24 protein-coding genes and 1 riboswitch are annotated in these 23,464 nt (G+C 45.8%); of the genes, 15 read left to right on the forward strand and 9 right to left on the reverse strand.

The window, feature by feature from the left end; translation table 11 throughout:
* Nucleotides 1–21 precede the first annotated feature (21 nt).
* Nucleotides 22–194: riboswitch (Lysine riboswitch) on the reverse strand.
* Between the two features lie 206 nt (nucleotides 195–400).
* The 8 genes from queA (at nucleotide 401) to J6U00_RS06515 (ending at nucleotide 8,371) form a co-directional block, all read left to right on the forward strand.
* Nucleotides 401–1,432: a tRNA preQ1(34) S-adenosylmethionine ribosyltransferase-isomerase QueA gene (queA, locus tag J6U00_RS06480; protein ID WP_296580320.1), complete on the forward strand. Its 1,032-nt coding sequence runs from the start codon at nucleotides 401–403 to the stop codon at nucleotides 1,430–1,432.
* A gap of 31 nt (nucleotides 1,433–1,463) precedes the next feature.
* Nucleotides 1,464–1,841, forward strand: coding sequence for a hypothetical protein (locus J6U00_RS06485; RefSeq protein ID WP_296580321.1), 378 nt, complete (start codon nucleotides 1,464–1,466; stop codon nucleotides 1,839–1,841).
* 65 nt (nucleotides 1,842–1,906) lie between these two features.
* Complete coding sequence (gene tgt / locus J6U00_RS06490; RefSeq protein ID WP_296580324.1) at nucleotides 1,907–3,037, forward strand: tRNA guanosine(34) transglycosylase Tgt; 1,131 nt, start codon at nucleotides 1,907–1,909, stop codon at nucleotides 3,035–3,037.
* Between the two features lie 20 nt (nucleotides 3,038–3,057).
* Nucleotides 3,058–3,366: a GIY-YIG nuclease family protein gene (locus J6U00_RS06495; RefSeq protein WP_296580327.1), complete on the forward strand. Its 309-nt coding sequence runs from the start codon at nucleotides 3,058–3,060 to the stop codon at nucleotides 3,364–3,366.
* A 15-nt stretch (nucleotides 3,367–3,381) separates the two neighbouring features.
* Nucleotides 3,382–4,629 carry a GTPase HflX gene (gene hflX / locus J6U00_RS06500; RefSeq protein ID WP_296580329.1) on the forward strand — a complete coding sequence of 416 codons (1,248 nt, stop codon included), beginning with the start codon at nucleotides 3,382–3,384 and terminating at the stop codon, nucleotides 4,627–4,629.
* A gap of 115 nt (nucleotides 4,630–4,744) precedes the next feature.
* Entirely contained in the window at nucleotides 4,745–6,025 is a 1,281-nt protein-coding gene (locus tag J6U00_RS06505; RefSeq protein ID WP_296580330.1) for a methionine gamma-lyase family protein, read from the forward strand.
* Nucleotides 6,026–6,192: 167 nt separating this feature from the next.
* Nucleotides 6,193–6,534 (forward strand): phenylpyruvate tautomerase MIF-related protein, encoded by a 342-nt coding sequence (locus J6U00_RS06510; RefSeq protein ID WP_296580333.1) that lies wholly within the window; start codon nucleotides 6,193–6,195, stop codon nucleotides 6,532–6,534.
* 10 nt (nucleotides 6,535–6,544) lie between these two features.
* On the forward strand, nucleotides 6,545–8,371 hold the full coding sequence (locus J6U00_RS06515; protein WP_296580335.1) for a dockerin type I repeat-containing protein: 1,827 nt from the start codon (nucleotides 6,545–6,547) through the stop codon (nucleotides 8,369–8,371).
* A 55-nt stretch (nucleotides 8,372–8,426) separates the two neighbouring features.
* Here the strand turns inward: J6U00_RS06515 and ispF are convergent, their stop codons facing one another.
* On the reverse strand, nucleotides 8,427–8,900 hold the full coding sequence (gene ispF, locus J6U00_RS06520; RefSeq protein WP_296580336.1) for a 2-C-methyl-D-erythritol 2,4-cyclodiphosphate synthase: 474 nt from the start codon (nucleotides 8,898–8,900) through the stop codon (nucleotides 8,427–8,429).
* A gap of 217 nt (nucleotides 8,901–9,117) precedes the next feature.
* A complete protein-coding gene (locus J6U00_RS06525; protein ID WP_296580338.1) occupies nucleotides 9,118–10,305 on the reverse strand; it encodes a cation:proton antiporter in 1,188 nt (395 codons plus the stop codon).
* A 229-nt stretch (nucleotides 10,306–10,534) separates the two neighbouring features.
* On the opposite strand from J6U00_RS06525, the gene rpsF reads away from it, so the two are divergent.
* From rpsF to rpsR, 3 genes are read left to right on the forward strand one after another with little or no spacing between them, the layout of a single operon-like run.
* Nucleotides 10,535–10,831, forward strand: coding sequence for a 30S ribosomal protein S6 (rpsF, locus tag J6U00_RS06530; RefSeq protein ID WP_024860702.1), 297 nt, complete (start codon nucleotides 10,535–10,537; stop codon nucleotides 10,829–10,831).
* Between the two features lie 29 nt (nucleotides 10,832–10,860).
* Entirely contained in the window at nucleotides 10,861–11,379 is a 519-nt protein-coding gene (locus J6U00_RS06535; RefSeq protein WP_296580340.1) for a single-stranded DNA-binding protein, read from the forward strand.
* A 39-nt stretch (nucleotides 11,380–11,418) separates the two neighbouring features.
* Nucleotides 11,419–11,661, forward strand: coding sequence for a 30S ribosomal protein S18 (gene rpsR / locus J6U00_RS06540; protein WP_295077096.1), 243 nt, complete (start codon nucleotides 11,419–11,421; stop codon nucleotides 11,659–11,661).
* A gap of 90 nt (nucleotides 11,662–11,751) precedes the next feature.
* Here rpsR and J6U00_RS06545 read toward each other — a convergent pair whose 3' ends face one another.
* Complete coding sequence (locus J6U00_RS06545; RefSeq protein WP_296580342.1) at nucleotides 11,752–11,970, reverse strand: DUF378 domain-containing protein; 219 nt, start codon at nucleotides 11,968–11,970, stop codon at nucleotides 11,752–11,754.
* 136 nt (nucleotides 11,971–12,106) lie between these two features.
* On the opposite strand from J6U00_RS06545, the gene J6U00_RS06550 reads away from it, so the two are divergent.
* Both J6U00_RS06550 and J6U00_RS06555 read left to right on the forward strand, forming a co-directional pair.
* A complete protein-coding gene (locus tag J6U00_RS06550; protein ID WP_296580344.1) occupies nucleotides 12,107–12,754 on the forward strand; it encodes a nuclease-related domain-containing protein in 648 nt (215 codons plus the stop codon).
* 28 nt (nucleotides 12,755–12,782) lie between these two features.
* Entirely contained in the window at nucleotides 12,783–14,357 is a 1,575-nt protein-coding gene (locus J6U00_RS06555) for a glycosyl hydrolase 53 family protein (protein WP_296580346.1), read from the forward strand.
* Between the two features lie 30 nt (nucleotides 14,358–14,387).
* On the opposite strand, the gene J6U00_RS06560 is transcribed toward J6U00_RS06555, so the two are convergent.
* The 5 genes from J6U00_RS06560 to secA all read right to left on the reverse strand — a co-directional run bounded on the left by J6U00_RS06560 (nucleotide 14,388) and on the right by secA (nucleotide 20,829).
* Nucleotides 14,388–15,056, reverse strand: a complete 669-nt coding sequence (locus J6U00_RS06560; RefSeq protein ID WP_296580348.1) for an HAD family hydrolase — start codon at nucleotides 15,054–15,056, stop codon at nucleotides 14,388–14,390.
* Nucleotides 15,057–15,059: 3 nt separating this feature from the next.
* Nucleotides 15,060–15,932, reverse strand: coding sequence for an Hsp33 family molecular chaperone HslO (gene hslO / locus J6U00_RS06565; protein ID WP_296580350.1), 873 nt, complete (start codon nucleotides 15,930–15,932; stop codon nucleotides 15,060–15,062).
* Nucleotides 15,933–15,945: 13 nt separating this feature from the next.
* Complete coding sequence (locus tag J6U00_RS06570) at nucleotides 15,946–16,713, reverse strand: class I SAM-dependent methyltransferase (RefSeq protein ID WP_296580352.1); 768 nt, start codon at nucleotides 16,711–16,713, stop codon at nucleotides 15,946–15,948.
* Between the two features lie 102 nt (nucleotides 16,714–16,815).
* Entirely contained in the window at nucleotides 16,816–17,862 is a 1,047-nt protein-coding gene (locus J6U00_RS06575) for a hypothetical protein (protein ID WP_296580354.1), read from the reverse strand.
* A 204-nt stretch (nucleotides 17,863–18,066) separates the two neighbouring features.
* Nucleotides 18,067–20,829: a preprotein translocase subunit SecA gene (gene secA / locus J6U00_RS06580; protein ID WP_296580356.1), complete on the reverse strand. Its 2,763-nt coding sequence runs from the start codon at nucleotides 20,827–20,829 to the stop codon at nucleotides 18,067–18,069.
* 545 nt (nucleotides 20,830–21,374) lie between these two features.
* Between secA and J6U00_RS06585 the strand changes: the two genes are divergently transcribed.
* Together J6U00_RS06585 and J6U00_RS06590 are read left to right on the forward strand one after the other, a co-directional pair.
* Nucleotides 21,375–21,917, forward strand: coding sequence for a 4'-phosphopantetheinyl transferase superfamily protein (locus J6U00_RS06585; protein ID WP_296580358.1), 543 nt, complete (start codon nucleotides 21,375–21,377; stop codon nucleotides 21,915–21,917).
* A 219-nt stretch (nucleotides 21,918–22,136) separates the two neighbouring features.
* Complete coding sequence (locus J6U00_RS06590; RefSeq protein WP_295077066.1) at nucleotides 22,137–22,382, forward strand: IreB family regulatory phosphoprotein; 246 nt, start codon at nucleotides 22,137–22,139, stop codon at nucleotides 22,380–22,382.
* 73 nt (nucleotides 22,383–22,455) lie between these two features.
* Here J6U00_RS06590 and J6U00_RS06595 read toward each other — a convergent pair whose 3' ends face one another.
* Nucleotides 22,456–23,403: a glycoside hydrolase family 25 protein gene (locus tag J6U00_RS06595; protein WP_296580360.1), complete on the reverse strand. Its 948-nt coding sequence runs from the start codon at nucleotides 23,401–23,403 to the stop codon at nucleotides 22,456–22,458.
* Nucleotides 23,404–23,464: the final 61 nt, after the last annotated feature.

The raw sequence follows: 23,464 nt of genomic DNA on the forward strand, positions 1-23,464 counted from the left end.
GTTGACATATCATGATATTAATATGCCAGTAGCTCTCCATCAAAAGCATGATGACAGCTGTATGCCTCTTAAACATACAGCCAGAGCTGAATTTACCAAAGACAGCCCTTCGGCGGCATTGCCTTTCGCTGTACACCATCGGACAGGTGATCCCGTGTGCAGGTACTTTTCGCAGCCGCGCCTCTACCTTAGTAATTATAATAGCACTTAAAACAGCTATTGTCAATACATTCTTGAAAATTTATTGCATAAATCATAATTTAACATCGCAGACATTAAATTATGAAATATTTAAGCCATTAACAATTAGTAAGCGGCTTTGACGTTTTACTATCGTGCATTGGAATGACGCCATTACAGTAGGCTAATGACTAACAGTTCAAATCCAAAGGAGATATTAATGGAACTTCTTAAATCCGACTTTTATTATGAGCTCCCCGAGGAGCTTATAGCACAGACTCCAATAGAGCCGAGGAACGCATCACGTATGATGTGCGTTGACCGTAACACAGGAGCCATAACTCACGACCACTTCTATAATCTATGCGACCACCTCAAAGAAGGTGACTTACTGGTCATGAACGATTCGAGAGTTATCCCTGCAAGACTCTACGGCGAGAAAGTAGGCAACCAGACCTTTATCGAATTTTTGCTCCTTGAGCAGAAAGGCGACAAACTGTGGGAGATTATATGCCGCCCTGGAAAGAAAGCCAAGGTGGGAACGCGGTTCTCATTCGGCGGCGGAAGGCTCGTTGCAGAAGTCGTTGAGGTAAAGGACGACGGCAACCGTATCGTACAATTCCAGTGCGAGGGAAACTTCTTTACAGCCCTTGAGGATGTGGGACAAATGCCCCTTCCTCCTTACATAAAAGAAAAGCTAGAGAATCGCGAACGTTATCAGACGGTATATTCAAGGGAGCTAGGCTCCGCAGCTGCTCCAACAGCAGGACTTCACTTCACTCCGGAAATGCTTGACGATATCCGTTCAAAAGGCATAAAAACAGCTTTTGTCACCCTCCATGTTGGACTGGGTACATTCAGACCTGTCAAGGAGGACAATGTCCTTGACCATAAAATGCACAGCGAGCACTACTATCTCCCCAAGGAGACTGCCGACCTCATAAACGAGACAAAGAAAAACGGCGGCAGAGTCATCGCAGTTGGCACCACAACCTGCCGCACACTTGAGAGCGTAGCTACGTTCTACGGAGATATTTCAGAGCACGACGGATATACGGATATATTCATATATCCCTCATACGAGTTCAAGTGCATCGACGGGCTAATAACAAACTTTCACCTTCCGGAAAGTACGCTTATAATGCTTGTATCAGCATTTATGGGCTACGATAATACTATGAACGCTTATAAGACCGCCGTCGAGGAGCGCTACCGCTTTTTCAGTTTTGGAGACAGTATGTGTATACTGTAAAAACACAATAATAAGGAGATAAAGAATTAAAATGAGTGATATTGAGCTTTCTGAATTTTTCAAAGGAATAATCGATTATGAGGAGGGACCTATAGTTATATGTAGCCTAGACTACAGGGTCATCTATGAGAATCCGGCTGCACTGCACTTTTATACCAGCGTCTCCCCCCTCACTGGCAAACTACTCTCTACGGTTATGGACGAAGAGATGATGAGCAAAGTGGTAATGAGTGTAGAATGGTTCAAAGAAGATAAAAAGAATAACAAGGTATTCGCATTACATGACAAGAAAAATAATATGGATATGTATATCCTCGCTATAAGGAACTCCCAAAGCAAGCTTATAGGCTTTTACGGTAGGCACGAGAACAGAAATCCCGACAATGGCAAGGAATTCGACCTTGACTGATCTCAGCCTTTTTCATTGCCTTATAGCAATGGCTGAGTGTTTATAATACATATAAAGGAGAAGCTATGTTCAAACTTCTTAAAACCGACAACAGAGCCAGAAGAGGCACTTTCGAGACTGTTCATGGCACTTTTCATACCCCATGCTTTATGAACGTGGGGACTGCTGCAGCCATAAAGGGCGGTATATCCTCCGTAGACCTAAAGGGACTGAAAACTCAGGTGGAGCTATGTAATACCTATCATCTTCACCTCCGTCCAGGCGACCATATCGTAAAACAAATGGGCGGGCTTCACAAGTTCATGAACTGGGACAAACCCATACTCACAGACAGCGGCGGATTTCAGGTCTTTTCACTGGCTCAGCTCAGAAAGATAAAGGAGGAAGGAGTATACTTCGCCTCACATATAGATGGTCACAGGATATTCATGGGACCCGAAGAGAGTATGCAGATACAGTCAAATCTCGGCTCAACCATTGCAATGGCTTTCGATGAGTGTATAGAAAATCCCTCCCCTTATGAATACGTCGCCGCTTCCATAGAACGCACCACGCGTTGGCTGATACGCTGCAAGGAAGAAATGGCAAGGCTTAACAGCCTACCTGATACTATAAATAAAAATCAGCTTCTTTTCGGTATAAATCAGGGTTCAACCTTCGACGACCTCCGCATAAAGCATATAGAGGATATTGCGAAGCTTGACCTTGATGGTTATGCTATCGGCGGTCTTGCAGTCGGTGAGGAAACCGAAGAGATGTACCGCATAATAGACATCGTCGAGCCATATATGCCGGTTAATAAGCCTAGATACCTCATGGGAGTAGGAACTCCCTCGAATATAATCGAAGCCGTTGCAAGAGGAGTGGATATGTTTGACTGCGTTATGCCGAGCAGAAATGCCCGCCATGCCACTGTATTCACCTGGAGCGGAATAATGCACCTGAACAACAAGTGTTATGAGACAGATCCCCGTCCCGTGGACGAGCAGTGCGACTGCCCTACCTGCCGCAATTTCAGCAGAGCATATATCCGTCACCTTTTCAAGGCGAACGAGCAGCTTGCAGGCAGACTTGCGGTACAGCACAACCTTTATTTCTACAATACCCTTACGGAAAAGATCAGAGAAGCTATCGACGAAGACCGATTCGAGCAGTTCCGCCGCATATATTCTGAGCTTCTTGCCACAAGGATATAAATACGGTTGCTTCCCCGGTCATGTATTACGTTTATATAATAAAGTGTGAGGGCGATATGCTCTACACCGGCATCACCAACAATGTTGTACGGCGCATGGATGAACATTTCGGCAGGAGCGAAAAATGTGCGAAATTCACACGAGCACACAAGGCACAGTCCCTCGAAGCACTTTGGAGCTGCGAAGACCGAAGTCTCGCTTCAAAGCTAGAATACCGCATAAAGCAGTTGACCAAAGCTCAGAAGCTCGATCTCATAGCAGACAACAACTGCTTTATAGAGCTTTTCGGCATTGAAAGCTCAGAGATGTACCGGCGCGAAACCATATAGATTAAGGAGTACATCATGTACGAAAACAAGACTGAAGAACTCCCCGTCAGAGCTGTTCTAGCCTGTGTTGACACAGGTGAATTTGACGCGGAACTTTCTATAAATGAGCTAGCCGAGCTTGCTTCCACAGCAAATGCGGAAGTGGTTGGCTCGGTGATACAGAAAAAGCAGGCTTATGACCCTGCTACCTGTATGGGTGCAGGCAGGCTCGAGGAACTAAAGGAGCAGCTCGAAGCCCTTGACGCCGAACTAGTAATATTCGACCACGAGCTCACAGGCGTTCAGGTTCGAAATATCGAAGATATCCTCGATGTCAGAGTTATCGACCGTACCACACTGATACTTGATATATTCGCTCAACGCGCCCGGACAAAAGAAGGTAAATTGCAAGTTGAGCTCGCTCAGCAGAAATACCGTCTCCCCCGTCTCACAGGTATGGGTACTGCCCTTTCGAGACTAGGCGGCGGAATCGGCACAAGAGGTCCCGGAGAAACAAAACTGGAAACCGACAAAAGACATATCCGCAAGCGTATAAGCTACCTTGAAGCTGAACTTGAAGAACTGAAAAAGCACCGTAATTTCTCGCGCTCACGTCGCAAAAAGGACGGAGTACTCTGCGCGGCTATAGTAGGCTATACCAACGTCGGCAAATCAACACTCCTTAACGCCCTTACTGACGCGGGAGTCCTTGCTGAAAACAAGCTATTCGCAACCCTCGATATCACCTCCCGTGCCATAGAACTCCCCGACGGTAGAAGCGTCATGCTCATAGATACCGTAGGACTTATAAGAAGACTTCCCCACAATCTCATTGAAGCCTTCAAATCTACTCTCGAAGAGGCTGCGGCTGCGGACCTGATACTCAATGTGCAGGACCTCTCCTCCCCTGAGGTAAAGGAACAGTCTGAGGTCACGGAAAAGCTGCTTGTTGAACTGGGCTGTGAGGGTATACCTCAGATATACGTCATGAACAAGGCAGACGCCGCCCCCTTTACGGATACAGTTTTTGAAGATAATAATACAGTCATGATAAGCGCTAGGGAGCACACTGGATTTGACAGGCTCCTTGAATGTATAATGCGGAACCTCCCCGAGACCGCCAAGCGTATGAAACTGCTTATCCCCTACGACAAGGGCGGCTTTCTCGGCAAAATACGTCAGGACGGCAAGATATTCTCGGAGGAATACGCTGAAAACGGCACTCTCATTGACGCTCTTGTAGATATCAAACTTGCCAAAGAAGCGGAAAGCTACAAAATCTGAGGCTTTACAACTGATATTCGTTGACATGAGAGTAAAAAAAGAATATAATCTAAGTAAGATAAATCATATTTTTGCTAAGTAAGAAATATTATGATTTACATAGAAAGGGTAAATAATGAATAGTAAAATAAATAAATTGTATGGCTTAGATATCAGACTGGTTGAGCTCGCCGCTCAGGCAGAAAAGAACTGCAAGGAAGCCTTTGAAAGAATAGATTCAACCGCTGAATACTGCGGTGCAAAGGTGCTGAAAGCCTTTTCCGACAACAAGGTAAGCGAGCCCTGCTTTTACGGCTCAACAGGCTACGGTTACGGCGATGTCGGCAGAGAAGTGATAGACAAGGTCTTTGCTCAGGCTCTCGGCGCTGAGGATGCACTTGTGCGATTCAACTTTGTGTCTGGTACTCACGCCCTGTCCGTGGCTCTCTTTGGAGTTCTCAGAACTGGCGATAAGATAGTATCAATCACTGGAAAGCCCTACGACACACTGGAAGAGGTTATAGGTATCAGCGGCAGTAAGGGTAACGGCTCCCTCATGGATTACGGTGTGGAGTACGGACAAGTAGACCTTAACGCAGATGGCACTCCGCAGCTTGAAGAGATAGCAGAAGCAGTAAAAGACGCCAAAGTGGCTTATATCCAGCGTTCAAGAGGATATTCCCTGAGAGGAGCTTTCACTGTCTCGGATATAGAAAAAATGGTGAATGCCGCTAAAAAAGGCAATCCAGATATAATTGTAATGGTGGACAACTGCTACGGCGAATTCGTTGAGGACAGAGAGCCCACCGCCGTGGGCGCTGATATCATCATCGGCTCCCTCATAAAGAATGCAGGGGGAGGTATCGCTCGTACAGGTGGATATATCGCCGGCAGAGCTGACCTTGTGGAGCTCTGCTCCTATCGTCTCACCTGCGTTGGAATGGGCAAGGAAGTGGGTTGCACTCTCGGTATGAACCGTGAAATGCTCCTCGGACTTTTCTTTGCTCCAGATGTTGTGGCTAATGCCATAAAAACCTGCAACTTTGCAGGCGAGCTTTTCACGCTCCTCGGCTTTGAATGCTCTCCTCGAAAGGACGAGCCAAGAGGAGACATAATCACAGCCGTAAAGCTGGGCGACGAGGAGCACCTGTGCGCTTTCTGCCGGGGAATACAGAAAGGCGCACCAGTTGACTCATTCGTTACTCCGGAGCCGTGGGATATGCCAGGCTATTCAAGTCAGGTCATAATGGCTGCTGGAGCTTTCACCAACGGTGCTTCTATAGAACTGTCAGCCGACGCTCCGCTTCGTGAACCATTTGCGGTATGGATGCAGGGCGGCATAACCTATACGAGCGGAAAGCTTGGGGTAATGCTTGCAGCTCAGGAATTGCTGTCTGAAGGATTAGTCAATATTTAACGGCTTTGCTGTTAAATTCAATTCGTAATTTATAATGCATAATCAAATGTGTCGGCTTATGACAATCAATAATTTTACAATTCTGTCTGTCGAATGACAAACACAGATAATTACTAATTACACTTAAACATTACGCATTATACACTAATTAATGAGGAGGAATTATTATGCCATTCATCAATGTCAAGACCAATGTTTCTGTTTCCGAAGAACAGAAGATAAGTATCAAATCCGCTATGGGACGAGCTATAACAGCTATCCCAGGCAAATCAGAGGGCTGGCTCATGGTAGGCATAGAGCCAGAGTACGACCTATGGTTCAAGGGCGAGGACGCTCCTGCGGCTATGGTAGAGGTCTCTATCTACGGCAGTGCTTCTTCCAATGCACTGGTAACTCTGACCAGTCATATCACAGGCATTCTCACCGATAATATCGGTATACCGTCCGACAGGATATACGTAAAATACACAAGTACAAACGACTGGGGCTGGAACGGCTCGAATTTCTGAGGTGATAATTATGAAAATTGCAAAAATATGCGCTTCACTGGCAGCAGTAGCTATATGCATATCTTCCGTATCTGCCGCAGTTATCGGCGATAACGGCTTTCACGCTTCCGCAGACGAGTGGTATTTCGCAGGAGAAACCTGTGAGCCGTTGCATGATACCTCCCGTGACGTTCAGGCTGAGGGCGTAGGCAATCCTTTGAATTTCGGCGAGAGAAATACTCCTGCCGACGCTTCAACTGCTGAGATACGCGCTATCAACCATAAAATGACCGTTCAGGAGGTAAAGTATGCTCTTTACAAGGAGATAGACGAACACTGGAACCTTATCTCCACACGTCTCGGGCAGACAGACCGTGAAAAAATGTATGCTCTTTTCCTCGGTCTCGGCACAAGAGAATCCACCCTCGGAGAAGGAAAGATCGGCGCAGACCACGAGACCGCTTATGAGGACGGCTGGGGTGTAAACTCCGCACACGCCTATGGCACTTTGCAGACTGCCGTTACCGCCTTTGCGGACTGCGACCCAAAATTCATGCCAGAGGACAACGTTCCCGAAATGTTCCAGTATTCGTTCACAGAATCCAACTTCTACGACGCTATCATATCCAACCACATGGGTATCAGAAAGATACTCCACTTTGCGGAGATATGCATAAACGAAGAGGGAATGCACGGATATCAGGTAATAAGGAACAGCCTCAAGGGCTTCAATACAGGCTGGTGCTATATGGCTGAGGACGACGGCGCCTACAAGACCTACGCCGACGAGATATGCTCGCTGGCTCAGTTCTACTACTATGAGAATCACCTTTACGATAATGTGTTCTCATGGACGTCAGCAGGCGCGGATATGGAGAAATACCGTACCGCCGACCGCTGGGACTGGTGGGGCGACGGAGAGCCCAGCATGGCCCCCATAGAGGAAAAACAGGTAACTACCACAACGACGACTTCCACAACGACTACAACTACAACGACTTCATCAACGACAACTACTACTGCTACAACAACCACGACTTCTTCCACTTTATCAACTACCACTCCCGTAACTTCAACAACTATCGTTACAGGACAGACTCCTGTGATAATATGCGACAAGCCCGATCTCAAAATCGGCGAGGAAGCGAATATCACAGTTAAGAATGCTTCATCAGTTTCGATAAAGCTGTCAAAAAATGAATATGACAGAGACCTTATCGTTGAAGGTGCATTTGAAATAACAAATACAGGCGCGGATTCCGTTTCCGTAAAGGCTTTGAGCAGCGGTGTTGCAGTCTTTGACGTCGTTGCGGATGACCTTTCAGAAAGAGTGATAATCACAGCAACAAGTGACAGCGAGAGCTATGATGTTATCAGAAATGCCCGTGTTGAAAAAGTTACAAGCGGCTCAAACGCATCATTGAAGATAGAAGGCTTTGACACTTATCATTTCAATTTGGACTCCTTTGATTTCAGAATGGAAGTCGGAGCTTTCCAGAAGAAGATTGCTCTCACAGAGGGAAATGTAGTTTCAGGCGTTATCTGCCACGGTGCTCCCGATTACAGAATGATAGTCTGGGCAGCTCTTGCTCTTGATGAACCGGCTCCCGATAAAACTATATACGGCGACGCCAACTGCGACGGCGAGATAGATATGTCTGACGCCGTACTTATCATGCAGGCACTTGCCAACCCCAACAAATACGGTGTGAGCGGTACTGACAGTAAACATATCACTGATAAGGGACTTGCAAACGCAGACGTTGATACTTCCAGCAAGGGACTTACCTCAAACGACGCCCTTCGTATACAGGAGTACCTCCTTCACAAGATAACAAATCTTGAACCCACAGAGTAACAATAACAAAAGCCTGAGAGCAGGATTATCTGCTTTCAGGCTTTTCTTTTATCCGTTACTTATACATAAGTGCAACTGCATGGGCTGACATACCGAGCTTTTCGCCGGTAAAGCCAAGGTGCTCCTCAGTGGTAGCCTTAACGCTTATCTGCGACGCATCACAGCCGCAGACGCTTGCGATATTCTCGCGCATAGCCATGATATAGGGAGCAAGCTTGGGAGCCTGAGCAATAACGGTCGCGTCGATATTCCCTATCTCCCAGCCCTCCGCTCTTATCCTGCAGCAGACCTCCTCCATGAGCTTCATGCTGTCAGCGTCCTTGAAGCTGTCGTCGTTATCAGGGAAAAGATGACCGATATCCCCCATAGCAAGGGCACCGAGCATGGCGTCCATTATGGCATGGGCGAGCACGTCTGCGTCAGAGTGACCGAGAAGACCGGTGACATGAGGTATCTCTATGCCGCCGAGTATGAGCTTCCTGCCTTCAATAAGCTTGTGAACATCGTAACCGTGACCTATTCTGAACATATTATTCTCCTTTCGTAAAACATAATTTTGCAAAGCAAAATTATATTTTTAGCCCTTAGCTATTAGGCATTAGCTGTAGGGGCGCTTTCCGAACGCCCGTGTTTGGGATTGATAATTGTGTTTGCGAGCGCACTGAATGCGCCCCTACGGATATACTAATCACTAAGCACTAATTTCTAATCACTGAAATCAATATTTAGCAAAGCTAACTTTTGATTTATTGCTTTACGCCCTCGGGCTCAGATCTGCCAAAGAGCAACTTCAATACTATGGGCGTTACTATGCTTGAAACTATAATAAGAAGTATTACAGCCGTAAAATATGATGAGTCTATTATACCGAGACCAAGTCCCTTATTGGTAATGATAAGAGCTACCTCTCCCCTTGTCATCATTCCCGCGCCAATCTTGAGGCAGTCGATCCAGCTGTATTTAAAGCATTTGGAAACAAGTCCGCAGCCGATTATCTTGCTGAGCATCGCAACTACAACAAAGCCAACGGAGAAAAGTATCATGCTCGAATCCACATTGCTGAAATCAGTCTTAAGTCCGATACTTACAAAGAATACCGGAGCAAAGAACATATAGCCGTTTATACTTACGCGACGGTCTATGTACTCGGCGTCGCGGACGTTGCAGAGGATTATTCCGGCTATGTACGCACCAGTGATATCAGCGATTCCGAAGTACTCCTCGGCGATATAAGCCATGAAAAAGCAAAGAGTTATTGCAATTATGGGGATACGCCTTGTGTGGGTATGCCTTTCATCGTAAAACCTGAACAGCTTGTAGACAATGAAGCCCACCACAAGGGAAAGCACGAGGAACAGAAATATCTTTCCTGTCACAAGGAGTGTATTGCTGTCGGGGTCCTTGAAGCCGAGAACAAAGGTGAGAACTATGATACCGATAACGTCGTCGATGATAGCGGCGCTGAGTATGGTCTGTCCCACACGGGTCTTAAGCTTGCCCATCTCCTTAAGTACCTCCACCGTTATTCCCACGGAGGTGGCAGTCATTATACAGCCGATGAATACCGCCTTAAAAAACTCGTCCGTACCAAATTCCGAGAAGCCGTATATGCCCATATACAGCAGACTTCCTCCCACAAGGGGCACGAACACTCCCACGCAGGCTATCAGGAAGGCAGCAAAGCCCGATTTTTTCAGCTCCTGTAAATTGGTCTCCAGTCCTGCTGAGAACATAATGAGTATTACGCCTATCTCAGCCATCTGCCCTATGAATTCCGATGGCTGTGTCCAGCCCAACAAACAGGGACCGATGACAAGACCTGCGATTATCTCTCCCACAACCATTGGAGCCTTGCATCTTCTCGCCAAAAGACCTGCGCCCTTGGCAAATATAAAGATAAGGGCGAGATCCTTAAGAATCTTATAGGTTTCCATTCATATCCATATCCTTTCATAAATAAAAGGAGCCAGATGCTCCTATACATTTTTATTATACTATGTAAGCTTACGTTTGTCAACTTTATACTGTGAAATAAAAGAAAAAAATGCTTGACAAGTCATGTATGAAATGATATAATATTTGAGTATCGTGTAAAAACAGATACTATTATTATCCTTGCCCGCAGTAAGTTGCTGGGCATGATCCCAGAAGGAGGTGTACTAAATGGCAAAGGTATCCGCTAAGTATGAAGTAATGGTTGTTTTCAGCCTCAAGAACGGCGAGGAGCCTATGAAGGCTCTCGTAGCTAAGTTCAAGGAGAGAATCGAGCGTCACGCCGAAGCTGTTGAAGTCAACGAGGATTGGGGTAAGCGCAAGCTTGCATATCCTATCGAGGACGAGACAGAGGGCTACTATGTGATCTATACATTCCAGTCACAGCCCGATTATCCAGCTGAGCTTTCAAGACGTCTCAACATCACAGACGGCGTTCTTCGTTCACTCGTAACAGTTGTTGAATAATTCTACTTCATTATTTAGGAGGCGCTAAGATGAATAAGGTCATTTTAATTGGAAGGCTCACTGCCGATCCTGAGCTGAGGCAGACTCAGAGTGGTATTGCTTCATGCAGATTCACAGTTGCCTGTGACAGAAGATTTGCCGATAAGAATACCGGCGAAAGGCAAGCTGATTTCATCACTTGCACAGCATGGAGACAGACTGCCGAGTTCGTTTCGAGATATTTCAACAAGGGCAAGCTCATTTGCGTAGAGGGCTCCCTAAGAAATAACAATTATCAGGATAAGAATCATCCCGACGTTACTCACTATGCAACAGATGTTCAGGTCGATAATGTCGAGTTCGTAGGCGGCAAGGGTGAAAATGGTGGCAATGGCGGCGGTTATCAGAATAACGGCGGCTACAGTGCTCCCCAGAACAATTACAATAACAATTATTCCGCTCCTCCACAGCAGGCAGCTTCTCAGCAGCCTGCACCTAATGACAGTATGTCTTACGGCAACCTCAGTGATTTTGAGGAAATACTCAGCGACGGCGACGTTCCGTTCTGAGCAGATTAACTTTACTTTATTACGATAGGAGGAAAAGTCATGGAAAAGGAAAGAAATGCCCGTCCTGCAAAGAAGCCCCGCAAGAAGGTTTGTATGTTCTGCGCAGACAGGATTGAAAAGATCGATTACAAGGATCTCACAAAGCTCAGAAAGTGCATGACCGAAAGAGCTAAGATTCTTCCAAGACGTGTAACAGGCACTTGCGCTTACCATCAGCGTGAGCTCACAGTTGCTATCAAGAGAGCAAGACATATCGCTCTGCTTCCTTATATCAGCGACTAATCATAAAAACCAAGGGGAGGCGCTCGCCTCCCCTTTCTGTTTATATGTAACCGCTCCTTACGGCATCGGTAAAGGAGCGCGTCTGAAGGTCTATCGGTCGATGTTCTGTACAGCGAGCTCCTCGTCTCTACGGAAGAGAAGAGATATACACCATACTGCCGAAATTGCCACGAGAATGTAAATAACACGGCTCAGAGCGCTGTCTGTACCGCCCAAGAGCCACGCTACCATATCAAACTCGAATATACCGACCAATCCCCAGTTTATTCCTCCGATTATCAGAAGAATAAGAGCTATCTTGTCCCACATATTGAGAACACCTCTTGATTTGGGATTTTGGCTTTTTCCGCCAATCACCGCCGGCTGCAACTGTATGCGCATTCTGGCGGTACACAGCTATTATCACCGCATTATCCCAGATTATTCATTTTGGAAGGAGAAAAATATGTTTTTTGAAAATATTGCATTATTTGACCTCGACAAAAAAACATGTATACTCATTACCATAGCCGTAGCAGCCGCACTTCTGCTGTTCATATATATATGCATCCATTTCAGCAAGGGAAAGCGCAAAGGCAGGGCTGCCGAGAAAAAAGTGGCTAAGATACTGAAAAAGCTGGGGAAAGCCGATCACTTAAGGATAATAAACAATGCCTATCTCCCCCTCTACAATAAAGCCTGTGAAGTGGATCACCTTGTATTCGGGCGCTTCGGAGTCCTCGTCGTAGAGACAAAAGGCATATCCGGCAAGGTAACAGGCAGCGGTAAAAATCTCACCCATACCATAGGCAGCAAGACTCATAAGCTCTACAATCCTCAGATGCAAAACAAAACCCATATCGACAACGTCACTCACCACCTTAAGAAAGGCGGCTTCGACAAGACTCCCGTAAATGGAGCTGTTGTATTCACCGCCAAAGATATCGAGTTCCCTTCAGAGCTAGGTATCGATATCAAGGGACTTGAAAAGCTGTACAAGTCGCTTCCTGACGCTGGCTGTAATCAGGATGTGCTGTACAACTACTTCCAGGATATGCAGGTGAAAAATCCCCTCAAAAAAGCATGGATAAGAACACGCAAAAAAAATGACTGAAAACAGGCAGACGCCAAAGGAGTTAATCATGAAAGCAAAAAGGTTTATCGCGATAACAGCGGCAGCGTTAATAGCCTTTCCCTATCCGCTCCGCATCGAAAGTACTCACAGAGCAGCTGTAGCTGCAAATATCCCCTCAGTCACTTTCACAAACTTTGACAACCGTGTAAACGACGGAGAACCAATACGCGGAGTTGATATCTCGTCTATAATCTCCATAGAGGAAGCAGGTGTTAAGTTTTATGACGAGAACGGCAATGAGCAGGACATCTTCAAGACTCTTGCTGATCACGGCGTGAACTATATCCGCGTAAGAATATGGAACGAGCCTCACGATGATAACGGAAACACCTATGGTGGCGGGCACTCCGACCTTGAAACTGCTGCCAAGATTGGCAAACGAGCCGCAGAGTACGGAATGAAGCTCCTTGCGGATATACAGTACTCCGACTTCTGGGCTGACCCGGCAAAGCAGACCCGTCCAAAGTACTGGCAACCCCACGACCACAATACCCTTAAAGGAGAGATATACAAGTGGACAACATGGGTGCTCCAGTATCTCACTGAAAACGGCAGTGATATCGGCATGGTACAGGTTGGCAACGAGACGGAGTGCTTCTTCTGCGGTGAGAAAGATATGTATGAGATATGCGACCTATTTTCAAGCGGAGAAAAGGCTGTGCGGGACTTTAACAGAAATATCCTCATAGCTCACCACTTCGCCAACGCAGGAAACGGACATTTCGGCTGGTACGCACAGGTAATGAACGAGTGCAAGCTTGATTATGATATATTTGCTTGTTCATACTATTCCTACTGGCACGGCTCACTTGACAACCTCAGGAATACTCTCACGGAAATCGGCAACAAGTACAACAAGTATGTCATGGTCGTGGAGACCGCCTATCCCTACACCAACGAGGACGGCGATACCTTTGGAAATACAGTCACTTCAAGCACTAGTGGTATTGATTTGAGATACGATATATCCGTTGACGGACAGGCTAAGGCTCTTGCTGACGTGTTCCAGACTGTGGCAAACTGCAACGGACATGGTATAGGCGTTTTCTACTGGGAGCCTGCATGGCTAGGAGTACCCGGTATATCATGGCAAGAACAAAAGCAGCACTGGGAACAGCAAGGATCCGGCTGGGCAACCTCCTACGCATACAGCTACGATAAGGACGCCTCCGAGACAGGTGGTTCTTCCTTTGACAATCAGGCGCTTTTCGACTTTAACGGTAAGCCTCTGGAGTCACTGGACGTATTCCTGAACATCTATCCTCAGGAGAAAAAACAGGTAACAACTACAACTGCCACCACGACAACAACAACTACTACAACTACCACTACAACAACAGCTGAGCCTACTGAGACAAAGGAAATAATACTCGGTGATATCAACAGTGACGGGATAATAGACGTATTTGACGTTGTGGCGCTGAGAAAGGCTATTCTAACTGGAAACAAGTCGTCCGAACTCGACCTTAACTCCGATGGAGAAGTCGGCATTGCGGATCTTGTGAAACTGCAAAACTATATCATCGGCAATAGGGACAACGACCTCACAAAGAAAACAATAACTGTAAAAAAGATCGGTTAATACAAAACCGCTGCAACTGCAGCGGTTTTTTCAATATAATATGAAATCCGCAATGTCTGATGGTTTTTCCGCAATAAAACTGCACATCTCTCTTCTGTTCTCGATTATGCAGGTTTCAAGCTCATCTCGTCCGCGAAACCCCCATGAACAGCCTATAAAACCGATATCGGCATTACACGCAGTCATTACATCAACATTGCTGTCGCCTATCATATAGACACAAAACTCCTCATCGGGAAGAAGGTCATATATCTCAAGTATCACAGCAGGATCTGGTTTTAGCAGTCTCTTGTTGCTTCCGCCAAGCACGCAGAGAAAATCTATATCGGGAAGCAGTTTTTCAATCATCTTCATTGCGGCGTCCTCAGGCTTATTTGTGGCAACTGCAAGTATAACGCCGTTATTTTGCAGTTTTTCTATTGTTTCCTTCATACCGTCATACAGCTTTGTCTTGTCAAGATAATGATGACTATAATACTCCTTGAACATGATGTAAAGCTCCTCTGCCTTGTCCTTTTTATACTCGGGAAGCGCTCTGAAGCAGAGTTTCTTAGCGCCGTTTCCTACCATTTGCTTGTATGCCTCATAGTTGTGAGCAGGGCAACCAAGCTTTTCAAGCCCATAGTTCACCGCATCTCCAAGGTCGCAGATAGTATCGGCTATCGTTCCGTCAAGGTCGAATATAGCAATATCTTTCATTTTTTACTCTCCTATGAGCTTTCTTATCTCATCGGGCGTGAAAATATACTCTTTCCCGCAAAAATGGCAACTTACAGAAGTATTATTGTCCTCCTCTGCAATAGAACTAAGCTCGTCCTTGCCGATACTTATAAGAACTTTTTCGGTACGTTCACGGCTACAATCGCACTTGTATACAGGCGAAGCCGTATCCAGCACATTGGGTTCAAGTCCTTCAAGTAGCATATCTGCTATCTCCTTGGGAGTGATACCCTCGTCCAGCATAGCCGAAACTGGGCGTATCTTCGCAACATTTTTCTCGATGATGTCTGTACACTTCTCGTCCGCAAATGGAAGAAGCTGTACAAGGAAGCCGCCTGCCGCTTTTACTGTGAGGTCAGGATTTACCAGGACTCCGAGACTGCATACTGTTGGTATCTGCTCGCTCGTAGCATAGTAACTAGCGATATCCTCGGCAATTTCTCCCGAAATAAGAGGGATAACACCAACGTATGGCTCCTTCAGTCCCATATCCTTGACGACTGAGAGTGTGCCATCCTTACCCACGGCTCCGCCAACATCAAGCTTCCCTTGAGCATTCAGTGGGAGTTCAACAACGGGATTGTTCACGCAGCTTTTAACATTTCCTCTGCTGTCCGCAACAGCCACAAGCTGTCCAGAAGGACCGCCGCCGTCCACGCGTAGAGTAACGCTATCGTCGTTGCCCTTCAGCATATACCCCATGAGAGAAGCTGCTATTGTAAGTCTTCCGAGACCTGCCGTAATAACGGCGGAGGTCTTGTGTATGTGTTCTATCTCAGATACTATATCCTTCGCGTCAAGTACTTCTGCAAAGGCTGAACCATCTGCGGATATCGCTCTATATAAATTACCCATTTCTATTATCCTTTCAGTATTTCTGACCACTTCTAATGCATCTTGCGACGTAGACTATACGTTGGGAATTAGTTTTCGGTGGTTCAAGAGTATCGTCACCGTACTTACCAAGCAACTCGAACCCGCATTCTGCAAGAAGTCTTTCGATACTCTCCTCGCTGTATGCCTTTTCCGAAAAGCCATCTGTGCTCCGTGAGTAAAGCCCATTCTCTTCCAACTCAAAGAACTGTAGCTCCATTTTTACTTCAAGAGTATCTGGATCAAGGGTATTCTCCCAAACGCAGTAAACGTGTTCGGTCTCATAAGTAAAAGTATTGTTCGCCAGTATCTCCTTATGCTTATAGGGAGTGTTCACATCAAATATGAACAATCCTTCTTGCTCAGAAAAGAAGGCAATTCCCTCGAATACCTTCCTCACGTCATCAAAGCTGTCAAGGTGGTTTATGCTGTCAAGAGCGCATAAAGTTATATCCACAGTACCGAACATATCCAGCTTCCGCATATCCTGACAGAGGTATTGTATATCCGCTCCACTGACGAACTTCTTATCAAGAGCTATACCGAGCATCTCGTCGGAATTGTCCACGCCTATCACATCGTAGCCGAAACCTGACATGACCTCAGAGATACTTCCAGTACCACAGGCAAGATCAAGGAGAATATTCTCCTTTGTGGTCTTGAAGCGCTGTATAATACCGTGGAAATACTCCCCGCGGCGCTTATAGTCAATATTTGCGGTAAGCTCATCGTAATGCCGCGCAAAGGCACTGTAGCCGCTCATTTGTCACCCCTCCTCGGTAGTATTCAAGGCTTAAACAACGGGCTGCCACCATATCGGCGCAGCCCGTCACACGTTCTTCTCCGCTAGGAGAAGCAGCCGTTTTCAGTTATAGTTATTTTCGCCGGAAGGCTCCTCGTCTGATGTAGGCTCCGTAGGATTCTGATTTCCGTCGGCAACTATTTCGCCTTCCTTGTTTCTTATCTCGCTTGTGGTCTCTTCACCGTTTTCATCGTAGTATACGTACTTAATTCGTATCTCGCCGCTTTCCTCGTCGGTATACTGGTGGATACTGCTCTTAAGAACGAGATCTCCTTCTTCGTTCCACTCAAAGGTCTTGGACTCATACTCCACATTGTCGTCCTTCTTGTCGTATACAATGATAGAACCCTTCTTCAGTTCTTCTAGGTCGATAAGGTTTTTCAGTGAATTCATCTCAGTCCATGAAGTATATATACCCTTATCCTTATCGTAATGGTAGTACTTACCCAATCTGTTGAGCTCGTCCTGCTTTTCAACTATAAATAAATCCGGAAATCCATCATCGTCGAAGTCGGCGTTGACCATGAAATCCTCAATCTTCTTAGTGCTGTCATCCTCGAGAGCTTCTTTTATCTCCGAGGTATCGACGTCGTTAAGTACCTGTACAGTCTTTTCCTCGCCTGCCTTATTGCCACGCAACACCTTAATCTCGTTGTTCTTTGTTCCGAGGGCGTAACTTATATTGCTATAATCCCTTGGATCGAAGGTAGAAGACTGCGTTGTGGGCTCAACTGTAGTAGTTATAGTTGTGGTCGAAGATGTAGTTGTGGTCCTTCTCTGTACCGAAGGCACTGACATGGTAGTTCCATGTACAATACCGTCATTTCCACCTGTAGCTCTTGTGATCACAGGCATTGTAACGCTATTGGTAGTATGAGCAACGGTAGTGCTTCCCTGAATCTTATCACCAGCCGTCTTTGTGGTGGTAGCGTCGGAGGTAGTCGCCTCGTCAGTAGTCACCCCGGTCTCGTAGGTCAGCAAATCTGTGGTCGTACCCTCTGCCAAGCCCGATACTACATTTATGTCCTTATCCGTGTTAGGCGTTTCGCTTATTCCCCCGCAACCGGAAAGCAATGAAAGAAGAATAACGGGAAAAACGAGCTTTTTCATATTGTCACCTCATAAAACCTTTCTCTCTCTGAGATACCGCGTCATATCACAGCAGTTATCCGCCACAACGTTCCCCGTCCTTTTCAGGAGCAGCGTTATTCTGCGCAACATGCACACGGTAAAAAAATCATCCCATATCTGTCAGTTTCATATCCCCCGGACCGGTATGTCCGGTCCGCATAGAGAACGGATGCTCCGCCCAAATTATTTTTCTGCCATATCCTTAGCCTTGCAGCACTTCTTGTACTTCTTACCGCTGCCGCAAGGACAAGGATCATTATCACCAATCTTCTTTGAACGTACAGGTTCCTCTGAGAAGCTTCCATCGCCTGCGCCGGCGTTGGGAGCGTCAGGCTTCGCTACCTGTTCACGCTCTGGCGCCTCGTTCTTCTGAAGTCTTACTGTAAGGAGCATACGGATAGTATCCTCACGGATAGAATCTACCATAGCATCGAACATCTCGAAGCCCTCGTAACGATACTCAATAACAGGATTCTTCTGACCGTAAGAGCGGAGTCCGATACCCTTCTTGAGCTCGTCCATATCGTCGATATGAGCCATCCACTTTGTATCAACTACCTTAAGAAGTATAACTCTCTCGAGCTCACGCATAATCTCTGAGCCGTACTCCTCTTCCTTAGCCTGATATATCTCTCCAGCCTTACTGCTTAGAGCATTGACGATATCTTCCTTGGATACCTCCTGAAGCTCCTCGTCCGTGAAGTTTAGATCTTCGGGCCCGATGAGCCATCCGAGGAAATGCTCCTTAAGTCCGACTACGTTCCAGTCGTCCTTGACCTCGTTATCAACAAGGTATGCATCAACAGTAGTATTTATAAGATCCTCCATCATTTTAAGTATGCTTTCGTGGAGGTCTTCACCGTCAAGAACCTGAGATCTCTGCTTGTATATGATCTCACGCTGTGTATTCATAACATCGTCGTAATTGAGGACATTCTTTCTTATGCTGAAGTTCTGTCCCTCGACCTTCTTCTGTGAGGACTCAATTATTCTTGTGAGCATCTTGCTCTCGATAGGAGTATTCTCGTCAACATTGAGGGTCTTCATAAGGTTTTCAAGACGGTCTCCTGCGAAGATACGCATGAGATTATCTTCTACTGAGAGGAAGAAGCAGCTTTCGCCCTCGTCGCCCTGACGTCCAGAACGTCCGCGGAGCTGATTATCGATACGTCTTGATTCATGGCGCTCTGTACCGAGTATATAAAGTCCGCCAGCTTCCTTTACGGCAACTGCCTTTTCCTTTACCTCTGCATTATACTTGTCATAAAGCTCACGGTAAAGCTTTCTTGCTGCGATAACCTCCTCGTCGTCGGTATCTGCGAAGCCGATAGCCTCCGTGATAATCTCCTCGGGTATCTCGCGCTTTCTCAGCTCTGCTCTTGCGAGGAACTCAGCGTTACCGCCGAGCATGATATCTGTACCACGTCCAGCCATATTCGTAGCTATGGTAACTGCACCGTACTTACCTGCCTGTGCGACAATCTCCGCTTCCTTTGCATGCTGCTTGGCATTGAGAACCTCGTGCTTGATGCCCTTCCTCTTGAGCATAGCAGAAAGGAGTTCGGATTTCTCTATGGATACAGTGCCAACGAGAATAGGCTGTCCTTTATCATGGCACTCTATTATCTTGTTTATAATAGCGGAATATTTACCCTTTTCGGTAGTATAGACCTGATCGTTGTGATCAATACGTATAACAGGCTTATTCGTGGGAACTGCAATAACGTCGAGCTTATAAATCTCCTTGAACTCGTCCTCTTCTGTCATGGCAGTACCTGTCATACCAGAAAGCTTTGTGTAAAGACGGAAGAAATTCTGGAAGGTAATAGTAGCCAGTGTTTTTGACTCGCTCTTAATCTTCACACCTTCCTTGGCCTCGATAGCCTGATGCAGACCGTCGTTGAAACGACGTCCCATCATAAGACGTCCGGTGAATTCGTCAACGATAATGATCTCGCCGTCCTTGACAACGTAGTCGATATCGTTCTTCATTACACCATTTGCCTTAATAGCCTGATTTATGTGGTGGAGAAGGGTCATATTTTCAGAATCCATAAGGTTCTCGACTCTGAACGCCTCCTCGGCCTTCTTGACACCGCGCTGTGTGATAGTTGCGGTCTTTGCCTTTTCGTCGATAATATAATCTGCGGTATCGTTTACAGACTCCTGATCCACCTTGTCGTCCATTTCAACTACGGTAGTTGCGGTAAGGGTCTTTGCAAAGCGATCAACAATAGCATACAGGTCAGTGGATTTGTCACCACGTCCAGAAATGATAAGAGGTGTACGAGCCTCGTCTATGAGGATAGAATCCACCTCGTCCACGATAGCAAAATTGGGAGCACGTTGAACGCGCTCTTCCTTATGGGTCACCATATTGTCACGAAGGTAATCGAGGCCAAGCTCGTTGTTCGTAGCATAAGTAACGTCGCAGTTATATGCCGCACGGCGCTGATCGTTGTTGAGCCCATGGAGAATACATCCTACCGTAAGTCCCAGCCAGCGGAGAACCTTTCCCATTTCCTCAGCCTGAGTCTTGGCAAGGTAGTCGTTAACGGTAACTACGTGCACGCCAAGCCCAGAAAGTGCATTGAGGTACGAAGCTACGCAGGCAACGAGAGTCTTACCTTCACCTGTCTTCATCTCAGCGATACGGCCCTGATGAAGGACTATTGCACCGATTATCTGTACGGGATAGGGCTTCTTTTCTAGAACTCGCCATGCTGCCTCTCTTACGGTAGCAAGAGCCTCGGGGAGGATATCATCAAGAGTTTCGCCGTCCTCCAGCCTTTCCTTGAATTCGGCAGTTTTAGCTTTAAGCTCTGCGTCGGAAAGCGCCTGATATTCCTCATCAAGATCAAGCACTTTATTCTTTATAGGCTCGATGCGCTTCAGCTCACGGTTTGAATAAGCGTTGGCACCGAAAATGTTTTTGAATAAACCCATTATGTTTTCCGCCTTTACTTTATTATAGTGTAGGTCTGATAATTCATATAATTAGACATAATATATTTTACAACAAACGACAGTGTTTGTCAATACCTATAATATAGAAATAGCGGACATTGTCCGCCATTTCGTCAAATATCACATAACATAACGCCAAAGGGCAATATCTTAGTTGTCAATGGTAATTATACGAAAAAAAAAACGCGATTTGATGCATTATCTTAATGAAAAGACTTGCTTCCTAACGCGATTATCAGTAAGAAAAACAGATTCACCTTATGTTCCCTGACACCGTTATACAAGCAGCAGCCCCCCCTTTTGACAAAATCTGCTGTGGCACAACTGTGCCGGTATTACACTCTTAGCACTGATAATCCCTTTATCATGTTCAGATGAGCATTTGTATAAAAACTATATCATGATATGATAATACCATTTCTTAGTTAATTTAACAAGACGACAAATGTCACTTTCGGAGTGACATTTGTCACTTTCTATTGTAATCGCACGAATAAAATGATATAATAACCGTGGTGATGATTATGCTTATGATTTCAATAAAGGATATGAATAAAAGTGAACTACACAACCATGCTCACAGACTGCTCCGGGAGTGCTTGCGTCCATACCGTATAGATTATAATGAAGATACTCCTGTATCAAAAGGGAAAATGGGAAAGCCCTCCCTCACTGAACATCCCAACATATACTATAATCTTTCCCACGCCGACGGTATAGCTGCATGTATCATTTCAGACAATGAGTGCGGTATAGACTGCGAAAAGATAAGAGAGTACCCCAAAAAAGTGATGAGGAGAGTTTTCTCCGAAAAGGAGCGGACTATGGTTGAAACCGCTCCAGAAGATAAGAAAAGTGAGCTTTTTTTCAGGCTGTGGACCCTTAAGGAAGCATACGTAAAGGCAATCGGTGTCGGTATCTCATACCCGATGAACACGGTGGAATTCAGCTTTGACAGCGGCAGGATAATTACGAATATCAAGGACTGCCGATTCCGACAGTATATCGTAGGAAATAGAGGGTTTATTGTTTCTGTCTGTGAAATGATTGAACGTCCCCTTTTGTAAACAATGCAGTTTTGTGGAACTTCGGCACGATATGACAAATCATCCTCTGTCCCTGCTGTGCAAAATTCCTAAATTAACACGCAAAATTCGTTCAAATCGGGAAAAATTACGATTTATACTTGCATTGCCGACGTATTTGGGTTATAATAATAACAAGCTTCTTGTTTGATCCGTTAGCGTTCCATCAGAAGTATTCCACAACAGCGGGAGGCTGATATTATGTTCGATAAAACCATGACTTTCTCCGTCAATGAGGACAAAGAGGCAGAGCTCAAAAAGAATCTCACTATCATTTATGACGCTCTGACGCAGAAGGGCTACAACCCAGTCAATCAGATAGTAGGATATATCCTTTCAGAGGACCCTACATACATCACAACATACAACAACGCAAGAAGCCTTATCCGTCACATAGATCGTGACGAGCTTTTACAGGTGCTGGTAAGATCTTATCTTAATGCATAATATCAAAAGACGGTCCACGGACCGTCTTTTTTGTTCATGTATATATTGTCTTAAATTGAATTATAGATGTTTTTCAATATGGTCTGAAGCATATATTAAGATCAACCTGTCCCTCTATACCGGGGATACTGCCGGTGTTTGAATACTGCCATATCCTGAAATCATAATAGTAGGAAGGCTTGTCGTCATACTCAGCCAGCCAGAAGTCGTAGTCCTTTATGCGTGGAAGATCCAGCTTGTTCATGGAAGTAGCTTTATTCTGGTATATCATCGGCGTATATCCGGAATCCTTTACCCTTTCACAGAAAGCTACACAGCAGTCTGCAAGAGCTTCAACGCTCACCTCATCGGTACGTGCAGCATCATGTACTATCTCCCAGTCATAAACCACGGGATATGTGATATCATATGGTGCCAGCGCGTCTATTACAGCGTCCGCTTCCTCGACTGCCTCGTCGGTATTAGTCGCCTGTGAATAGAAGTATGCACCCACCTTTATGCCGGCAGCCTGAGCTCCCTCGATATTGCGCTGAAAAGCTGTATCGTATGTAACTATGCCGTCGCCATAAGTACGGTAGCCTATGCGTATAAAAGCAAAATCTATACCTGCCTGTCTTACCTGAGTCCAGTCGATATCTCCCTGAAACTCAGAAACGTCAACACCCGTAGTTGAAACTGCCTCGCCGTTTTCCATGTAGTAAGCATAACCGTTGCGCATAGTTATTTTTTCCGTGTCAATGGTACTCGCCGGAACATCCGAATATACCGGCACAAATATCTCTCCGTAGGTATTGTCCTGCATCAGTATCTTTCTGCCGTCCATCTGGTAAAAGGCTTCCTCTTTTTCTATAACAGCCCTTCTGCGCACCTGCGGCTTGTCACTATTTGCATTTGCAGGTACAGCTTCTCCTCTGCCGCGTATCAGTCCCACAAATATGAGGGCGATGATAAGAAGCAGTATTATCACGGCTTCGAGGATAGCTATGCTTTTGAATCGTATACGTCTTCTGTTGTCTGCCATTTTTTCCTCCATGATATTTTTATGTAAGTATATAATATCATATTTTCCGCCCTTTGTAAAC

Origin of the sequence: Ruminococcus sp. (assembly GCF_017650195.1) — a bacterium.
GTDB lineage: Bacteria > Bacillota > Clostridia > Oscillospirales > Ruminococcaceae > Ruminococcus.